Origin of the sequence: Streptomyces sp. NPDC052079 (assembly GCF_040680275.1) — a bacterium.
Lineage (GTDB): Bacteria > Actinomycetota > Actinomycetes > Streptomycetales > Streptomycetaceae > Streptomyces.
The window spans coordinates 14,787-30,393 of the sequence record NZ_JBFAWL010000039.1; the positions used below are offsets into that span (position 1 = coordinate 14,787).

Below are 15,607 nucleotides of genomic sequence, written 5' to 3' on the forward strand. Positions count from 1 at the left end.
CGTAACGGGCTTGACGGAACGGCGTGGTGCTTTAGCCGACCGCGCCTTCCATCTGCAGCTCGATCAGCCGGTTGAGCTCGAGCGCGTACTCCATGGGCAGTTCCTTGGCGATCGGCTCGACGAAGCCGCGCACGATCATCGCCATCGCCTCGTCCTCCGACATACCGCGGCTCATCAGGTAGAAGAGCTGGTCCTCGGAGACCTTGGAGACGGTCGCCTCGTGGCCCATGGACACGTCGTCCTCGCGGACGTCCACGTAGGGGTAGGTGTCCGAGCGGGAGATGGTGTCGACGAGCAGCGCGTCGCACAGCACGTTGGACTTGGCGCCCGGGGCGCCCTCGCCGATCTCGATCAGACCGCGGTAGGAGGTACGGCCGCCGCCGCGCGCCACCGACTTGGAGACGATGTTGGACGAGGTGTTCGGGGCCATGTGGACCATCTTGGCGCCCGCGTCCTGGTGCTGGCCCTCGCCGGCGAAGGCGATGGACAGCGTCTCGCCCTTGGCGTGCTCGCCCATCAGGTAGACGGCGGGGTACTTCATCGTCACCTTGGAGCCGATGTTGCCGTCGACCCACTCCATGGTCGCGCCCTCGTAGGCCACGGCGCGCTTGGTGACCAGGTTGTAGACGTTGTTCGACCAGTTCTGGATGGTCGTGTAGCGGCAGCGGGCGTTCTTCTTGACGATGATCTCGACGACCGCGGAGTGCAGCGAGTCCGACTTGTAGATCGGCGCGGTGCAGCCCTCGACGTAGTGCACGTAGGCACCCTCGTCGACGATGATCAGGGTCCGCTCGAACTGGCCCATGTTCTCGGTGTTGATCCGGAAGTAGGCCTGGAGCGGGATCTCGACGTGCACGCCCGGCGGCACGTAGATGAAGGAGCCGCCGGACCACACGGCGGAGTTCAGCGACGCGAACTTGTTGTCGCCGACCGGGATGACGGTGCCGAAGTACTCCTTGAAGAGCTCCGGGTGCTCCTTCAGCGCCGTGTCGGTGTCGAGGAAGATGACGCCCTGCTCCTCCAGGTCCTCACGGATCTGGTGGTAGACGACCTCCGACTCGTACTGCGCGGCGACACCGGCGACGAGGCGCTTCTTCTCGGCCTCCGGGATGCCCAGCTTGTCGTAGGTGTTCTTGATGTCCTCGGGCAGGTCCTCCCAGGACTCCGCCTGCTTCTCCGTGGAGCGCACGAAGTACTTGATGTTGTCGAAGTCGATGCCGGAGAGGTCGGAGCCCCAGTTCGGCATGGGCTTCTTCTCGAACAGGCGCAGGCCCTTGAGACGGAGCTTGGTCATCCACTCCGGCTCGTCCTTCTTCGCGGAGATGTCCCGGACGACGTCCTCGCTCAGGCCGCGGCGCGCCGACGCACCGGCCTCGTCACGGTCGGCCCAGCCGTACTCGTAGTTGCCCAGACCCTCCAGTTCGGGGTGGGCAGTCTCCGTGGGGAGAGTCATGCGGGGTTCCTCCCGGACGTGCTTTCAGATGCGTGGTGGGAAATCTTGGGGATGAACGTCGTGCAGACACCGTCGCCGTGCGCGATGGTCGCCAGTCGCTGCACATGCGTACCGAGAAGCTCGGCGAAAAATTCCGTCTCCGCCTCGCACAGCTGCGGAAATTCCTCGGCGACGTGGGCGACCGGACAGTGGTGCTGGCAGAGCTGCTCACCGACCGGCGCGCTGCGCGCAGTCGCAGCGTACCCGTCCGCGCTCAGGGCCTTGGCCAGCGCTTCCGTACGGTCCTCGGGCGCCGCGGCGGCGACCGCCTTCCGGTAGGGCCCCGACTGGGCGGCGATCCGGGCGCGGGCGAAGGCGGCGATCGCCTCGTTCCCGCCCTCCCGCTCACCGATCCAGCGCAGGGCGTCCACGGCCAGCTTGTCGTACGACTGGTCGAAGGCGTCCCGTCCGCAGTCGGTCAGGGCGAACACCTTGGCCGGGCGCCCGCGCGTGCGCGCGCCGTAGACCCGCCGTTCACGGGCTTCCACCACGTTGTCGGCGGCCAGTGCGTCCAGATGCCGGCGTACGGCCGCTTGGGTGAGTCCGAGTCGGTCGGCCAGTTCGGCGACGGTCGACGGGCCGTGGTCCAGGACGGAGCGGGCGACGCGGTTGCGGGTGGACCGCTCACCGGTTGCCAGTTCCTCGTGGGGAGCCTCGCCGACGTTTTTCACAACGCCATTGTTGCGTAATTCGTCCGAGCCGGGCAAGCCACGCCCGGACGGCCGGAAAGTGCGCTGCATCACTTAGGCAAACCTAATCCGACCTGCGGAAACGGTCTGGCTGCCGGTGCACCGTCCCCGGGAGGAGGAGTTGCGGGGGAGTTGCGGCACCCCGCGGTCCGGGGCCGTGGCCGCGTCCTTAGACTCGTGACCCATGCGAAGCGAGCCCGTGGTCCAGGTGCAGGCCCTGGTGAAGCGGTACGGCACGAAGACCGCGGTGAACGGCCTCGACCTGGTGGCCCGGCAGGGCGTGACGGCCGTGCTCGGCCCCAACGGAGCGGGCAAGACGACCACGATCGAGATCTGCGAGGGGTACCGGCGGCCGGACTCCGGCACGGTGCGCGTCCTGGGCCTCGACCCGGTGGGACAGGCGGCGGAGCTGCGGCCCCGGCTGGGGGTGATGCTCCAGTCCGGCGGCGTCTACTCGGGCGCGCGGGCCGAGGAGATGCTGCGGCACGTGGCGAAGCTCCACGCCCATCCGCTGGACGTGGACGCGCTGATCGAGCGGCTGGGGCTCGGCTCCCTGGGCCGTACCTCGTACCGGCGGCTCTCCGGCGGCCAGCAGCAGCGGCTCGCCCTGGCCATGGCCGTGGTCGGCCGCCCGGAGCTGGTCTTCCTCGACGAGCCGACGGCCGGCCTGGACCCGCAGGCCCGCCGCGCCACCTGGGACCTCGTACGCGATCTGCGCACCGACGGCGTCTCCGTCATCCTCACCACGCACTACATGGACGAGGCCGAACAGCTCGCCGACGACGTGGCGATCATCGACGCCGGCCGCGTCATCGCCCAGGGCTCCCCGGAGGAGCTGTGCAAGGGCGGCGCCGAGAACACCCTGCGCTTCTCCGGGCGCCCGGGACTGGACGTACTCTCGCTGCTCAAGGCCCTTCCCGCCGACTCCACGGCCGCCGAGGTCGCCCCGGGCTCGTACCGGGTCGTCGGCAAGATCGACCCGCAGCTGCTCGCCACGGTGACGTCCTGGTGCGCACAGCACGGGGTGATGCCGGACCGGATCTCGGTGGAGCGGCACACCCTCGAGGACGTCTTTCTGGAACTGACCGGCAAGGAGTTGCGCGCGTGACCGCCACCGGCACCTATGCACCGAAGCCGGGCGCGGCACCCCTGACCCGCATGATCGCCGCGCAGGCCGTGCTCGAGACGAAGCTGCTGCTGCGCAACGGCGAGCAACTGCTGCTGACGGTGATCATCCCCACGCTGCTGCTGGTGCTCTTCAGCACCGTGGACGTGGTGGACACCGGTGACGGCGAGACGGTCGACTTCCTCGCCCCCGGCATCCTCGCGCTCGCCGTGATGTCGACGGCGTTCACCGGCCAGGCCATCGCCACCGGTTTCGAGCGCCGCTACGGCGTGCTGAAGCGGCTGGCCGCGTCGCCGCTGCCGCGCTGGGGGCTGATGACCGCGAAGACGCTGTCGGTGCTGGTCACCGAGATGCTCCAGGTGCTCCTGGTGACGGTGATCGCCCTCGCGCTCGGCTGGGACCCGCAGGGCAGCCCCGTCCCGGTGTTCCTGCTGCTGCTTCTGGGCACGGCCGCCTTCTCCGGGCTGGGCCTGCTGATGGCGGGCACGCTCAAGGCGGAGGCGACGCTCGCCGCCGCCAACCTGGTGTTCCTGCTGCTGCTCGTCGGCGGCGGGGTCGTCGTACCGCTGGACAGATTCCCGGACGGGGCGCAGGACGTGCTCGGCCTGCTGCCCGTCTCCGCGCTCTCGGAGGGACTGCGGGACGTGCTCCAGCACGGGGCCGGGATGCCCTGGGGCAGCCTCGGGATCCTCACCGCGTGGGCGGTCGCCGGCCTCGCGGCGGCCGGGAAGTTCTTCCGCTGGGAGTAGGTGGCATGACCGGGACGGACCCTCGTGAAAGCGTGCACAAGCGCCCGCATACGATGGGACGCGTGCCAAACCTGACCCGCGCCGACGCCCAGGCGGCCCTGCGCAACCCGCTCGCCTTCATCGCCGCCCGCTGGACCCCGGATCCCCGGACGGTCCGGCGGGCGGCCCTCGCCGCGCTCGTCATGGCGGTGGTCATCGTGGTCACCGGCGGCGCCGTACGGCTGACCGGCTCGGGCCTCGGCTGCCCGACCTGGCCCAAGTGCACCGACGACTCGCTCACCACGACCAGCGAGATGGGCCTGCACGGCGTCATCGAGTTCGGCAACCGCCTGCTGACGTACGTGCTCTGCGCGGCCGTCGGCTGGGCGATCATCGCCGCGCGCTCCCAGAAGCCGTACCGGCGGGGCCTGACCCTGCTGGGCTGGACGCAGTTCTGGGTCGTGATGGGCAACGCGATCCTCGGCGGGATCGTGGTGCTCGTCGGCCTCAACCCGTACACGGTCGCGGCGCACTTCCTGCTGTCCACGGCGCTGATCGCGGTCGCCACGGTGATGTGGCAGCGCACCCGCGAGGGCGACGCCGAGCCCCGGCCGCTGGTCGGCCAGGCCGTGCGGCAGCTGGTGTGGTTCCTGGTGGCCGCCTCGGTGCTGCTGATCGCGGTCGGCACGGTGGTCACCGGTGCCGGCCCGCACGCGGGTGACTCCAGCGAGGTCCCGCGGATGCCGGTGGACTGGGAGACGGTCAGCAAGCTGCACGCCGTGCTGGCGTGGATCGTGGTGACGCTGACGTTCGCCCTGTGGTTCGTCCTGAAGGCGGTCGACGCCCCCGCGGGCCCCCTGGCCCGCACCCGTGAGCTCTTCGTGATCCTGCTCGCGCAGGGCGCCATCGGCTATGTGCAGTACTTCACCGACCTCCCCGAGGTCCTGGTGGGCCTGCACATGTTCGGCTCGTGCGTGATGTGGATCTGGGTGCTCAGGGTCCTGCTGTCGCTGCGGGAGCGCCCGGAGGGGACGGTGCCGGAGGCCGCGGCCGTACCGGTCGCTCAGGAGCCGGCCACGAGCGCGTCGATCGCCGCCCCCAGGTAGTCCCGGGTCAGCCGGGCCCGGCGCACCGCCCACGTGCCGGCGGCCGGCCCGGCACCGTCGTAGCGCCTCCTCCTGATGTCCGCGACGACCTCGTCGGGCGCGCCGAGGCCGGGCAGTACCTCCAGGGCCTCCCTCTTGGAGATCAGGCGGCCCTCGCGGAGGGTGACGGTGGCGCAGGCGAAGGTCAGCAGGCCCAGGTCGACCCATACGTCCTGCGTCCAGTTCGCGGCCCGGTCCACCTCCCGCCGCCAGTAGTCGCGCTGGTCGCGCACCACGAAGCCGGCGAGTTCGCCGTCCGGCACCGGAGGCAGTACGTCCGCGGGCGGCGCCCCGTGCAGGACCCGGCCGAAGGTGTGCAGCTCGGTCCGGGTGACCGGCGTCACGGGGCGCTTGAACAGCCGCTCGTGGGCCCAGGTGAGATGACGGCGCCCGGCGCCCGCGGCGGTGTCCGGCGTGAGGTAGGTGCAGTGGAGCCGGTCGGCGAGCGGTGTGCCGCGCAGCCGGGCGTGCAGCGACGCCAGGCGCCATGCAGTCCGCGGGCCGACCGGATGGTCCAGGACCGTGATCAGGTCCAGGTCGCTGCGCCCCTCCACGTAGTCTCCGCCGGCCAGCGAGCCGTGCGCCCAGACGGCTACCGGGGTGAGGGGCGCCAGGCCGTCGAGGAAGCGGGTGAGCAGGGTGTCGGTCGGCATGCGCCCAGTCTTCCTATCTCAGCCGAGCCCGTACACCCTGCCCGCGTTCCCCGCGGCGATCATGCCGGCCACCCGCTGCGCGTCGCCGCGCGACCACGCGCCCTCGGTCACCCAGGTGCCGAGCACCCGGCCGAGCGCCTCGCGGAACAGACGGGCGCCGACCACATGCAGTTCGGGCAGACCGCGGGCGCCGCTGGAGAAGAGGATCTTGCCGAAGGGGGCGAGCTCCAGGATCTCCGCCAGAACGCTCGCCGCGCGGGCGCCGGTGCGGACCAGGGCGGCTCCGCAGTCGGCGTAGACGTGCGGGAAGACACCGGCGAGGTGGGCGGCGTGCCGGTGGTAGGGGTAGCCGTGCAGCAGCACGAGATCGGTGCCGAGCCCCGCGGTGGCCCGCACGAAGTCGGTCAGCAGCACCGGATCGGTGCGGTCGATGCGGGCGCCCGGCGCGCCGAGGCCGGCGTGGAGCTGGAGGGGCAGGCCGGAGGCGACCGCGATCCAGAGCAGATGCCGCAGCAGCACCGGGTCGCTCAGCTCGTCCCCGGCTCGGCGCCCGGCCAGCCAGCGCCCCGCCGCGCCGCGCACCTCCCCGGGCCCGGGTGGCTCGGGGGCGAGCGCCAGCCCGTGCCGTGCCCCGGCGACGGAGGTGAAGGCGATCGCGTGGGCGGCGGCGCCGTGCACGGACTCGGCGAGGTTGGCGAGGAAGGACTCGACAGTGCCGGAGGTGTCGGCGACCTGTTCGGCGAGCTGTTCCAGACGGACGATCTCGTGGGCGTCGGCGCCTCCCGCCCGGCCCAGCTCGGTCGGCCCGGTGAGGTCCTCGGGCAGTCCGGTGTCGACCAGGTAGGCGGTGATGCCGCTGCCCCGCAGCAGCCTGCGCCCCGCCTCGATCATGCCCAGCTCACGGCGCCGGGCGAGATACCGGGCGGGCGGACAGTGCGGCTCCAGGCCCAGCAGGGGCGGACACCAGCGGCGTACGGCGAACCCGGTCTGGGTGTCGAAGAGGGTGGTGCCGGGGGCGGGCGGACCCTCGGTGCGGGCCAGCTGGGCCTCGAAGGTGCCGAGGCCCAGCTCCGTGCGGAGCACTCCGTGGCAGTACTGGTCCACGAGTGAGGGCGTGTCGATCATCCGGGACTCCCCGTGACGGGACCGTGTGTCGGTGCTTCACAGGTCCTAACGGGTGAACCGGGGATGAGGTGGCGCGGAAGCGTATGAGGCGTCGCTCGCGTGGGGCGTCGCTCAGCCGCCCAGCTGGATGCCGGCCATCCTCTTCCACTCGTACGGGCCCGTCTTCATCTTCGCCGCGAGCTCGCCGTCAAGGTGCTCGTGGACGGTGATGCCCGCCTTCTCGAGGGCCTTCTCGGCGATCTCCATCGACGGGGCGACCACGTCCCCCCAGTGGCCGTCCTCGCCGACGAGGACGATCCGTGCGCCGCGCTGCCCGAGGTACGCGATCTGGCCCTCGGCACCGCCGTGCGCCTTGGCGAAGCCGCCGATCTGCTTGGCGAGCCGGGCCGCCTTCTGCTCGGCCTTCGGGTCCACCTGCTGCGTGTCTGCCATGAACGGAATGCTACCGACGGGTAGATCAAACGGCGACGGGCGGGGTCCGTGGCCTTGACCACGTACCCCGCCCGAGCGGCGTCAGGGAGTCGCTAGCGCAGGAACGGGTCGACGGCGACCGCCAGGAACAGCAGCGACACATAGGTGATGGACCAGTGGAACAGCCGCATCTCCTTGAGCTTGCCGCCCGTCACCCCGGCCTTGGCGCGGTGCAGCAGCGCGTGCGCCTCCCACAGCCACCAGCCGCCCGACGCCAGGGCGACGGCCGTATAGAACCAGCCGGTGTAGCCGAGCGGGGTGAGCAGCAGCGACACCGCGACCATGACCCAGCTGTAGGCCACGATCTGCTTGGCGACGACCTTGTTGGAGGCGATCACCGGCAGCATCGGCACGCCGACGCGCGCGTAGTCGTCCTTCACCTTCATGGACAGCGGCCAGTAGTGCGGCGGCGTCCAGAAGAAGATGACGAAGAAGAGGATGACCGGCGCCCACGCCATGGAACCGGTGACCGCGGACCAGCCGATCAGCACCGGCATGCACCCGGCGATGCCGCCCCACACGATGTTCTGCGACGTCCGCCGCTTGAGGATCATCGTGTAGACGACGACGTAGAAGAGGAGCGCGCCGAGGGAGAGCCAGGCGGACAGCCAGTTGACGGTGAGACCGAACAGCAGCGTCGAGACGACCGCCAGGGAGACGCCGAAGACAAGGCACTCGCGCGGGCTGACCATCCCGGTGACCAGGGGCCGCTGCGAGGTGCGGTCCATCAGCGCGTCGATGTCGCGGTCGATGTACATGTTCAGCGCGTTGGCGCCGCCCGCGGACAGGTAGCCGCCGACGCAGGTCAGCAGCACCAGCGTCAGGTCGGGCACGCCCCGCTGCGCCAGGAACATCACCGGCACGGTGGTGATGAGCAGCAGTTCGATGATCCGCGGCTTGGTGAGGGCCACGAACGCCATCACACGGGCCCCGAACGGCCGATGGGCAGGGCTCTGACTGGTCCCCAGCACCCCGGCTGGACGGGATTCAACGGCCGTCACGTACACCCCTACAGAGACATCCCAGCAAGCCCCCCAGGTGAAGTGGCGGTAAAGGCTCGCGCGTACCACGCCACTCTAGACGTTGCCCAGACCCGGACATTCGCGGGGGTCGTCTCGTGTTGGAAGACGCCCTCCGAGGTGCACATCCAAGCTCGATTGAGCACCCGGATGAGCGGCTCCGTATTCATCTGCCGAATGCGGAAACTTCCCAGTCAGGAGGCGGATCGAAAGGAGCGCCCGCACTCTGGAATGACGCGGAAAAACGCACGTCCTACGGGGGTAGGCTCGACCCCGCCGGTGGGCAGCCACCGGCGTCCGAATTCATGTGGAGAGGAGCCCTGACTCAGGGTGAGCACCAAGCCGACCACCACAGACCTCGAGTGGACCGAGTTGGACCAGCGGGCCGTCGACACCGCCCGCGTCCTGGCCGCCGATGCCGTACAGAAGGTCGGTAACGGCCATCCGGGTACGGCGATGAGCCTGGCGCCTGCCGCCTACACCCTCTTCCAGAAGGTGATGCGGCACGACCCGGCGGACGCCAACTGGGTAGGGCGCGATCGTTTCGTGCTGTCCGCCGGCCACTCGTCCCTGACCCTGTACACCCAGCTGTACCTGGCCGGTTTCGGCCTGGAACTGGAAGACCTCAAGGCCTTCCGCACCTGGGGTTCGAGGACCCCGGGTCACCCCGAGTACGGCCACACGCCGGGCGTGGAGACCACGACCGGCCCGCTGGGCCAGGGTGTCGCCAACGCGGTGGGCATGGCGATGGCCGCCCGCTACGAGCGCGGACTGTTCGACCCGGAGGCTCCCACGGGTGAGTCCCCGTTCGACCACTTCATCTACTGCATCGCCGGTGACGGCTGTCTGCAGGAGGGCATCTCGTCGGAGGCGTCCTCGCTGGCCGGGCACCAGAAGCTGGGCAACCTGGTGCTGCTGTGGGACGACAACCACATCTCCATCGAGGGCGACACGGAGACGGCCGTCTCCGAGGACGTCACCAAGCGGTACGAGGCGTACGGCTGGCATGTGCAGCGTGTCGCGCCGAAGCCGGACGGCGACCTGGACCCGCACGCGATCTACGACGCGATCCAGGAGGCGAAGAAGGTCACGGACAGGCCGTCCTTCATCGCCATGCGGTCGATCATCGCCTGGCCCGCCCCGAACGCGCAGAACACCGAGGCCGCGCACGGCTCGGCGCTCGGCGACGACGAGGTGGCGGCCACCAAGCGCGTGCTGGGCTTCGACCCCGAGCAGACGTTCGAGGTGACCGACGAGGTTCTCGGTCACACCCGCAAGGCGCTGGAGCGGGGCGAGGCGGCCCGCGCGGTGTGGGAGAAGTCCTTCCAGCAGTGGCGGGACAACAACCCCGGGCGTGCCGCCGAGTACGACCGGATCGCCGCCGGTGAGCTGCCCAAGGGCTGGCAGGACTCGATCCCGGTCTTCGAGCCGGGCAAGGGCGTCGCCACGCGCGCCGCCTCCGGCAAGGTGCTCCAGGCGCTCGGCGCGGTGATCCCGGAGCTGTGGGGCGGTTCGGCCGACCTCGCGGGCTCCAACAACACCACGATCGACAAGACGTCGTCGTTCCTCCCGGCCGACAACCCGCTGCCCGAGGCGAACCCGTACGGCCGCACGATCCACTTCGGCATCCGCGAGCACGCCATGGCCGCGGAGATGAACGGCATCGCGCTGCACGGCAACACGCGGATCTACGGCGGCACGTTCCTGGTGTTCTCCGACTACATGCGCAACGCCGTGCGGCTGTCGGCACTGATGCATCTGCCGGTGACGTACGTGTGGACGCACGACTCCATCGGCCTGGGCGAGGACGGCCCCACCCACCAGCCGGTCGAGCACCTGGCCTCCCTGCGTGCCATCCCCGGCCTCAGCATCGTCCGTCCCGCCGACGCCAACGAGACCGCCATCGCCTGGCGGGAGATCCTCTCCCGCTGGACGAAGGAGTTCGGCAAGGGCACCCCGCACGGTCTGGCGCTGACCCGCCAGGGCGTGCCGACGTACGAGCCGAACGAGGACGCGGCCAAGGGTGGCTACGTCATGTTCGAGGCCGAGGGCGGCGAGCCCGAGGTCGTCCTGATCGCCACCGGTTCCGAGGTGCACGTCGCCGTCGAGGCGCGCGAGCGGCTGCAGGCCGACGGCGTGCCCACCCGTGTGGTGTCCATGCCGTCCGTCGAGTGGTTCGAGGAGCAGGACCAGGGGTACCGGGACAGCGTCCTGCCGCCCTCCGTGAAGGCACGCGTGGCCGTCGAGGCGGGGATCGGCCTCACCTGGCACAAGTACGTGGGGGACGCCGGCCGGATCGTGTCCCTGGAGCACTTCGGGGCCTCCGCCGACGGCAAGGTGCTGTTCAAGGAGTTCGGCTTCACCGCCGAGAACGTGGCGGCCGTCGCCAGGGAATCGATCGCCGCAGCCCAGCGCTGACGCTCATATACGACACGTAGGAGATGTAATTTCCATGACGGACGCACTCAAGCGCCTTTCCGACGAAGGCGTCGCGATCTGGCTGGACGACCTGTCGCGCAAGCGGATCACGTCCGGCAACCTCGCCGAACTGATGGACCAGCAGCATGTCGTGGGCGTCACCACCAACCCGACGATCTTCCAGAAGGCGATCTCCGAGGGCGACGGCTACGACGCGCAGCTGACCGACCTCGCCGCCCGCAAGGTCACCGTCGAAGAGGCCATCCGCATGATCACCACGGCGGACGTCCGCGACGCCGCCGACATCCTGCACCCGGTCTTCGAGGCCACCGACGGGCAGGACGGCCGGGTCTCGATCGAGGTCGACCCCCGGCTGGCGCACCACACCCGCGCGACGGTCGCCGAGGCCAAGCAGCTGGCCTGGCTGGTGGACCGGCCCAACACCCTCATCAAGATCCCGGCCACTGAGGCGGGCATCCCGGCCATCGCCGAGACCATCGGCCTGGGCATCAGCGTCAACGTCACCCTGATCTTCTCCCTGGAGCGCTACCGCAAGGTCATGGACGCGTACCTGACCGGCCTGGAGAAGGCCAAGGAGCGCGGCCTGGACCTGTCGAAGATCCACTCCGTGGCGTCCTTCTTCGTGTCCCGCGTGGACACCGAGATCGACAAGCGGATCGACGCGCTGGGCACCGACGAGGCCAAGGCACTGCGCGGCAAGGCCGCCATCGCCAACGCGCGTCTGGCGTACCAGGCGTACGAGGAGGTGTTCGGCTCCGTCGACCATGCCACCCAGCCCAGCGACCGCTGGAGCGCGCTGGAACGTGAGGGCGCCAACAAGCAGCGTCCGCTGTGGGCGTCGACCGGGGTGAAGGACAAGGCGTACAAGCCCACCATGTACGTCGACGAGCTGGTGGCGCCGAACACGGTGAACACCATGCCGGAGGCGACGCTCTTCGCCACCGAGGAGCAGGGCGACATCCGGGGCAACACGATCTCCGGGACCTACGAGCAGGCGCGCGCCGACCTCGATGCGATCGAGCGGCTCGGCATCTCCTACGACGAGGTGGTGCAGCTTCTGGAGGACGAGGGCGTCGACAAGTTCGAGGCGTCCTGGAACGACCTGCTGAAGTCGACCGAGGCGGAGCTGCAGCGCCTCGCCCCCTCGGAGGGCTGAAACCTTGTCGAGCAGCAACCCGCTGCGTGACCCCGCTGACCGACGGCTCCCGCGTATCGCGGGGCCGTCGGGCCTGGTCATCTTCGGCGTCACGGGCGACCTGTCACGCAAGAAGCTGATGCCGGCCGTGTACGACCTGGCCAACCGGGGGCTGCTGCCGCCGGGCTTCTCTTTGGTGGGCTTCGCCCGCCGGGAGTGGGCCAACGAGGACTTCGCCCAGGAGGTCCACGACGCGGTCAAGGAGCACGCCCGGACCCCCTTTCGCGAGGAGGTCTGGCAGCAGCTCATCCAGGGCATGCGCTTCGTGCAGGGCACCTTCGACGACGACGAGTCCTTCGAGCGGCTGCGCGACACGATCGAGGAGCTGGACAAGGCCCAGGGCACGAGCGGCAACTTCGCGTTCTATCTGTCGGTGCCGCCGCGTTCGTTCCCGGTGGTCATCCAGCAGCTGAAGAAGCACGGGCTGGCCGACCAGACCAACGGCTCCTGGCGGCGCGCGGTCATCGAGAAGCCGTTCGGCCACGACCTGAAGTCGGCCGAGGAGCTGAACGCGATCGTCCACGAGGTGTTCGCCCCGGACCAGGTGTTCCGGATCGACCACTACCTGGGCAAGGAGACCGTCCAGAACATTCTGGCGCTGCGCTTCGCCAACACGATGTTCGAGCCGATCTGGAACCGGTCGTTCGTCGACCATGTGCAGATCACCATGGCCGAGGACATCGGCATCGGCGGCCGGGCCGGCTACTACGACGGCATCGGCGCCGCCCGTGACGTCATCCAGAACCACCTGCTGCAACTGATGGCACTCACCGCGATGGAGGAGCCCGCCTCCTTCGACGCGGACGCGCTGGCCGCGGAGAAGACCAAGGTGCTCGGCGCCGTCCGGCTGCCGAAGGACCTGGGCCGGGACACCGTGCGCGGGCAGTACGCGGCCGGCTGGCAGGGCGGCGCCAAGGCCGTCGGCTACCTGGAGGAGGAGGGCATCGACCCCTCCTCCAAGACCGACACCTACGCGGCGATCAGACTGGGCATCGACAACCGCCGCTGGGCGGGTGTCCCCTTCTATCTGCGCACCGGCAAGCGGCTCGGCCGCCGGGTCACCGAGATCGCGGTGGTCTTCCAGCGGGCACCGCACTCCCCCTTCGACACGACGGCCACCGAGGAGCTGGGCTCGAACGCGATCGTCATCCGCGTCCAGCCCGACGAGGGCGTCACCGTCCGCTTCGGCTCCAAGGTGCCGGGCACGTCGATGGAGATCCGGGACGTGTCGATGGACTTCGCCTACGGCGAGTCGTTCACCGAGTCCAGCCCGGAGGCGTACGAGCGGCTGATCCTGGACGTCCTCCTGGGCGACTCCAACCTCTTCCCGCGCACCGAGGAGGTCGAGCTGTCCTGGAAGATCCTCGACCCGATCGAGGAGTACTGGGACACCAACGGCAAGCCGGCCCAGTACCCGGCCGGCACGTGGGGCCCCGTCGAGGCGGACGAAATGCTCGAGCGAGACGGACGGAGCTGGCGCCGGCCATGAAAACAGACCTCACGGACACCACGGCCAGCAAGATCAACAAGGCGTTGGTCAAGGGCCGCCGTGCCATCGGCACCCCCGCCGTCGGCATGGTGCTGACGCTGGTCATCGTGACGGACGAGGAGAACGCCTACGACGCGCTGAAGGCGGCGAGCGACGCATCGCGCGAGCACCCCTCGCGCACGCTCGTGGTCATCAAGCGGGTATCCCGCTCCCCGCGTGACCGTACGCAGTCGCGTCTGGACGCCGAAGTCCGGGTCGGCGCGGACGCCGGGACCGGCGAGACGGTGGTGCTCCGCCTCTACGGCGAGGTCGTCGACCACGCCCAGTCGGTGGTGCTGCCGCTGCTGCTGCCGGATGCCCCGGTGGTGGTGTGGTGGCCGGTCAACGCCCCGCTGGACCCGGCCAGCGACCCGCTGGGCGCGCTCGCCCAGCGCCGGGTGACCGACACGTACGCCTGCGAACAGCCGGTGAAGGAGCTCGCCGCCCGCGCCGACGCCTACACCCCCGGTGACACGGACCTGTCGTGGACCCGCATCACGCCCTGGCGTTCGATGCTGGCGGCCGCGCTGGACCAGGTCGCCTGCGAGGTGCAGGGCGTGGAGGTGGAGGGCGAGGAGTTCAACCCGAGCTGCGAGCTGCTGGCGATGTGGCTCGCGGACCGGCTGAACGTCCCCGTCAGGCGTTCGCACTCCGGCGGCCCGGGGCTCACGGCGGTCCGCATGGACACCGACTGCGGCCCGATCGTCCTGGACCGCGCCGACGGCTCACTGGCGACGCTGTCCATACAGGGCCAGCCCAAGCGGGCGGTGGCACTCAAGCGCCGCGACACGGCGGAGCTGATCGCGGAGGAGCTGCGCCGTCTGGACCCGGACGACACCTACGCCTCGGCCCTGCGCTACGGCGTGGAACGCCTGAAGTCACCGGACGGGTCGGGACCGCCGGCCAAAGGAGAACGGGAAGCGGTCCCGGCTCCCGTCGAGTCGGCCGCGAAAGCTCCCGCGGAACGGTCGGCGGCGCAGGCGCCGGTGACGAAGGCGGCGGTGAAGTGACCACGGCACCGCAGGTGGTCGTGCACCGGGACAAGGAGCTGATGGCACAGGCCGCGGCGGCCCGGCTGATCACCAGAATCGTGGACGCGCAGGCCTCACAGGGTTCGGCGTCCGTGGTCCTGACGGGCGGCCGTAACGGCAACGGCCTCCTGGCCGCGCTGGCCGCGGCCCCGGCCCGGGACGCGATCGACTGGTCCCGGCTCGACCTGTGGTGGGGCGACGAACGGTTCCTGCCCGAGGGTCACCCGGACCGCAATGTCACCCAGGCCCGTGAGGCACTGCTCGACGCGGTGCCGCTGGACCCGAAGCGCGTGCACCCCATGCCCGCGTCGGACGGCCCGCACGGCACGGACGTGGACGCGGCGGCCGCCGCCTACGCGGAGGAACTGGCCGCCGCGGCGGCCCCGGAGAACCACGGCCCCGTCCCGGCCTTCGACGTCCTGCTGCTGGGCGTCGGCCCGGACACACACGTGGCCTCCCTCTTCCCCGAACTCCCCGCGGTCCGCGAGACGGAACGCACGGTGGTCGGCGTCCACGGCGCCCCCAAACCCCCGCCGACGAGGATCACCCTGACCCTCCCCGCGATCCGTGCGGCCCGTGAGGTCTGGCTCCTGGCGGCAGGCGAGGACAAGGCGGAAGCAGTAGCCATCGCCCTCTCGGGCGCCGGCGAGATCCAGGCCCCGGCAGCAGGCGCCTACGGCCGAAGCCGCACCCTGTGGCTCCTGGACAAGCCGGCAGCGTCACAGCTACCACGGTCCCTCTATCCACCGGCGTCACCATAGACAGCCCGTCCGGCGTTTGAGGACGAGGCCGTCCAGGCCGAAAAATGGGGGTCCGGGGGCTTGCCCCCGGGGACGGGACGGGAAGGGGCGGCGGGGGCGAAACAACCCCCCCCCGCCCCCCCCCCCCCCCCCCCACCCCCCCGGCCCCCCCCAAACCCCCCGCACAAAAATCCCCCGGCACGCGAAGGACACCCCCCCCCGCACC

General features: G+C 70.4%; 14 protein-coding genes. 8 read left to right on the top strand and 6 right to left on the bottom strand.

What is annotated here, in order from left to right:
* Positions 1-31: 31 nt before the first annotated feature.
* Entirely contained in the window at positions 32-1,453 is a 1,422-nt protein-coding gene (gene sufB, locus AB0L56_RS30710; protein ID WP_365429201.1) for a Fe-S cluster assembly protein SufB, read from the bottom strand.
* Positions 1,450-2,163, bottom strand: a complete 714-nt coding sequence (locus AB0L56_RS30715; RefSeq protein ID WP_365429204.1) for an ArsR family transcriptional regulator — start codon at positions 2,161-2,163, stop codon at positions 1,450-1,452. The genes sufB and AB0L56_RS30715 overlap by 4 nt, the downstream gene beginning before the upstream one ends.
* Before the next feature lie 202 nt (positions 2,164-2,365).
* Between AB0L56_RS30715 and AB0L56_RS30720 the strand changes: the two genes are divergently transcribed.
* Genes AB0L56_RS30720 through AB0L56_RS30730 form a run of 3 tightly spaced genes read left to right on the top strand, consistent with a single transcriptional unit; the run spans position 2,366 to position 5,141 of the window.
* A complete protein-coding gene (locus AB0L56_RS30720) occupies positions 2,366-3,289 on the top strand; it encodes an ABC transporter ATP-binding protein (RefSeq protein WP_365429207.1) in 924 nt (307 codons plus the stop codon).
* A 50-nt stretch (positions 3,290-3,339) separates the two neighbouring features.
* Positions 3,340-4,056, top strand: coding sequence for an ABC transporter permease (locus tag AB0L56_RS30725; RefSeq protein ID WP_365429233.1), 717 nt, complete (start codon positions 3,340-3,342; stop codon positions 4,054-4,056).
* 53 nt (positions 4,057-4,109) lie between these two features.
* A complete protein-coding gene (locus tag AB0L56_RS30730) occupies positions 4,110-5,141 on the top strand; it encodes a COX15/CtaA family protein (RefSeq protein WP_365429210.1) in 1,032 nt (343 codons plus the stop codon).
* On the opposite strand, the gene AB0L56_RS30735 is transcribed toward AB0L56_RS30730, so the two are convergent.
* The 4 genes from AB0L56_RS30735 to AB0L56_RS30750 form a co-directional block, all read right to left on the bottom strand.
* Positions 5,099-5,833, bottom strand: a complete 735-nt coding sequence (locus AB0L56_RS30735) for a nucleotidyltransferase domain-containing protein (RefSeq protein ID WP_365429213.1) — start codon at positions 5,831-5,833, stop codon at positions 5,099-5,101. The genes AB0L56_RS30730 and AB0L56_RS30735 overlap by 43 nt on opposite strands.
* An 18-nt stretch (positions 5,834-5,851) precedes the next feature.
* Entirely contained in the window at positions 5,852-6,958 is a 1,107-nt protein-coding gene (locus tag AB0L56_RS30740) for an amidohydrolase family protein (RefSeq protein WP_365429216.1), read from the bottom strand.
* Positions 6,959-7,069: 111 nt separating this feature from the next.
* Complete coding sequence (locus AB0L56_RS30745; protein ID WP_365429219.1) at positions 7,070-7,390, bottom strand: hypothetical protein; 321 nt, start codon at positions 7,388-7,390, stop codon at positions 7,070-7,072.
* A 92-nt stretch (positions 7,391-7,482) separates the two neighbouring features.
* Positions 7,483-8,436: a heme o synthase gene (locus AB0L56_RS30750; protein ID WP_361030316.1), complete on the bottom strand. Its 954-nt coding sequence runs from the start codon at positions 8,434-8,436 to the stop codon at positions 7,483-7,485.
* A 342-nt stretch (positions 8,437-8,778) separates the two neighbouring features.
* Here AB0L56_RS30750 and tkt point away from each other — a divergent pair, with 342 nt between their 5' ends.
* From tkt to pgl, 5 genes are read left to right on the top strand one after another with little or no spacing between them, the layout of a single operon-like run.
* Positions 8,779-10,866 carry a transketolase gene (tkt, locus tag AB0L56_RS30755; RefSeq protein ID WP_365429222.1) on the top strand — a complete coding sequence of 696 codons (2,088 nt, stop codon included), beginning with the start codon at positions 8,779-8,781 and terminating at the stop codon, positions 10,864-10,866.
* 34 nt (positions 10,867-10,900) lie between these two features.
* Positions 10,901-12,043, top strand: a complete 1,143-nt coding sequence (gene tal, locus AB0L56_RS30760; protein ID WP_361030310.1) for a transaldolase — start codon at positions 10,901-10,903, stop codon at positions 12,041-12,043.
* Between the two features lie 4 nt (positions 12,044-12,047).
* Positions 12,048-13,571, top strand: coding sequence for a glucose-6-phosphate dehydrogenase (zwf, locus tag AB0L56_RS30765; protein ID WP_361030307.1), 1,524 nt, complete (start codon positions 12,048-12,050; stop codon positions 13,569-13,571).
* Entirely contained in the window at positions 13,568-14,620 is a 1,053-nt protein-coding gene (opcA, locus tag AB0L56_RS30770; RefSeq protein WP_365429227.1) for a glucose-6-phosphate dehydrogenase assembly protein OpcA, read from the top strand. The genes zwf and opcA overlap by 4 nt, the downstream gene beginning before the upstream one ends.
* Before the next feature lie 41 nt (positions 14,621-14,661).
* Positions 14,662-15,402: a 6-phosphogluconolactonase gene (gene pgl / locus AB0L56_RS30775; protein WP_365429236.1), complete on the top strand. Its 741-nt coding sequence runs from the start codon at positions 14,662-14,664 to the stop codon at positions 15,400-15,402.
* The last annotated feature ends 205 nt before the right edge of the window (positions 15,403-15,607 follow it).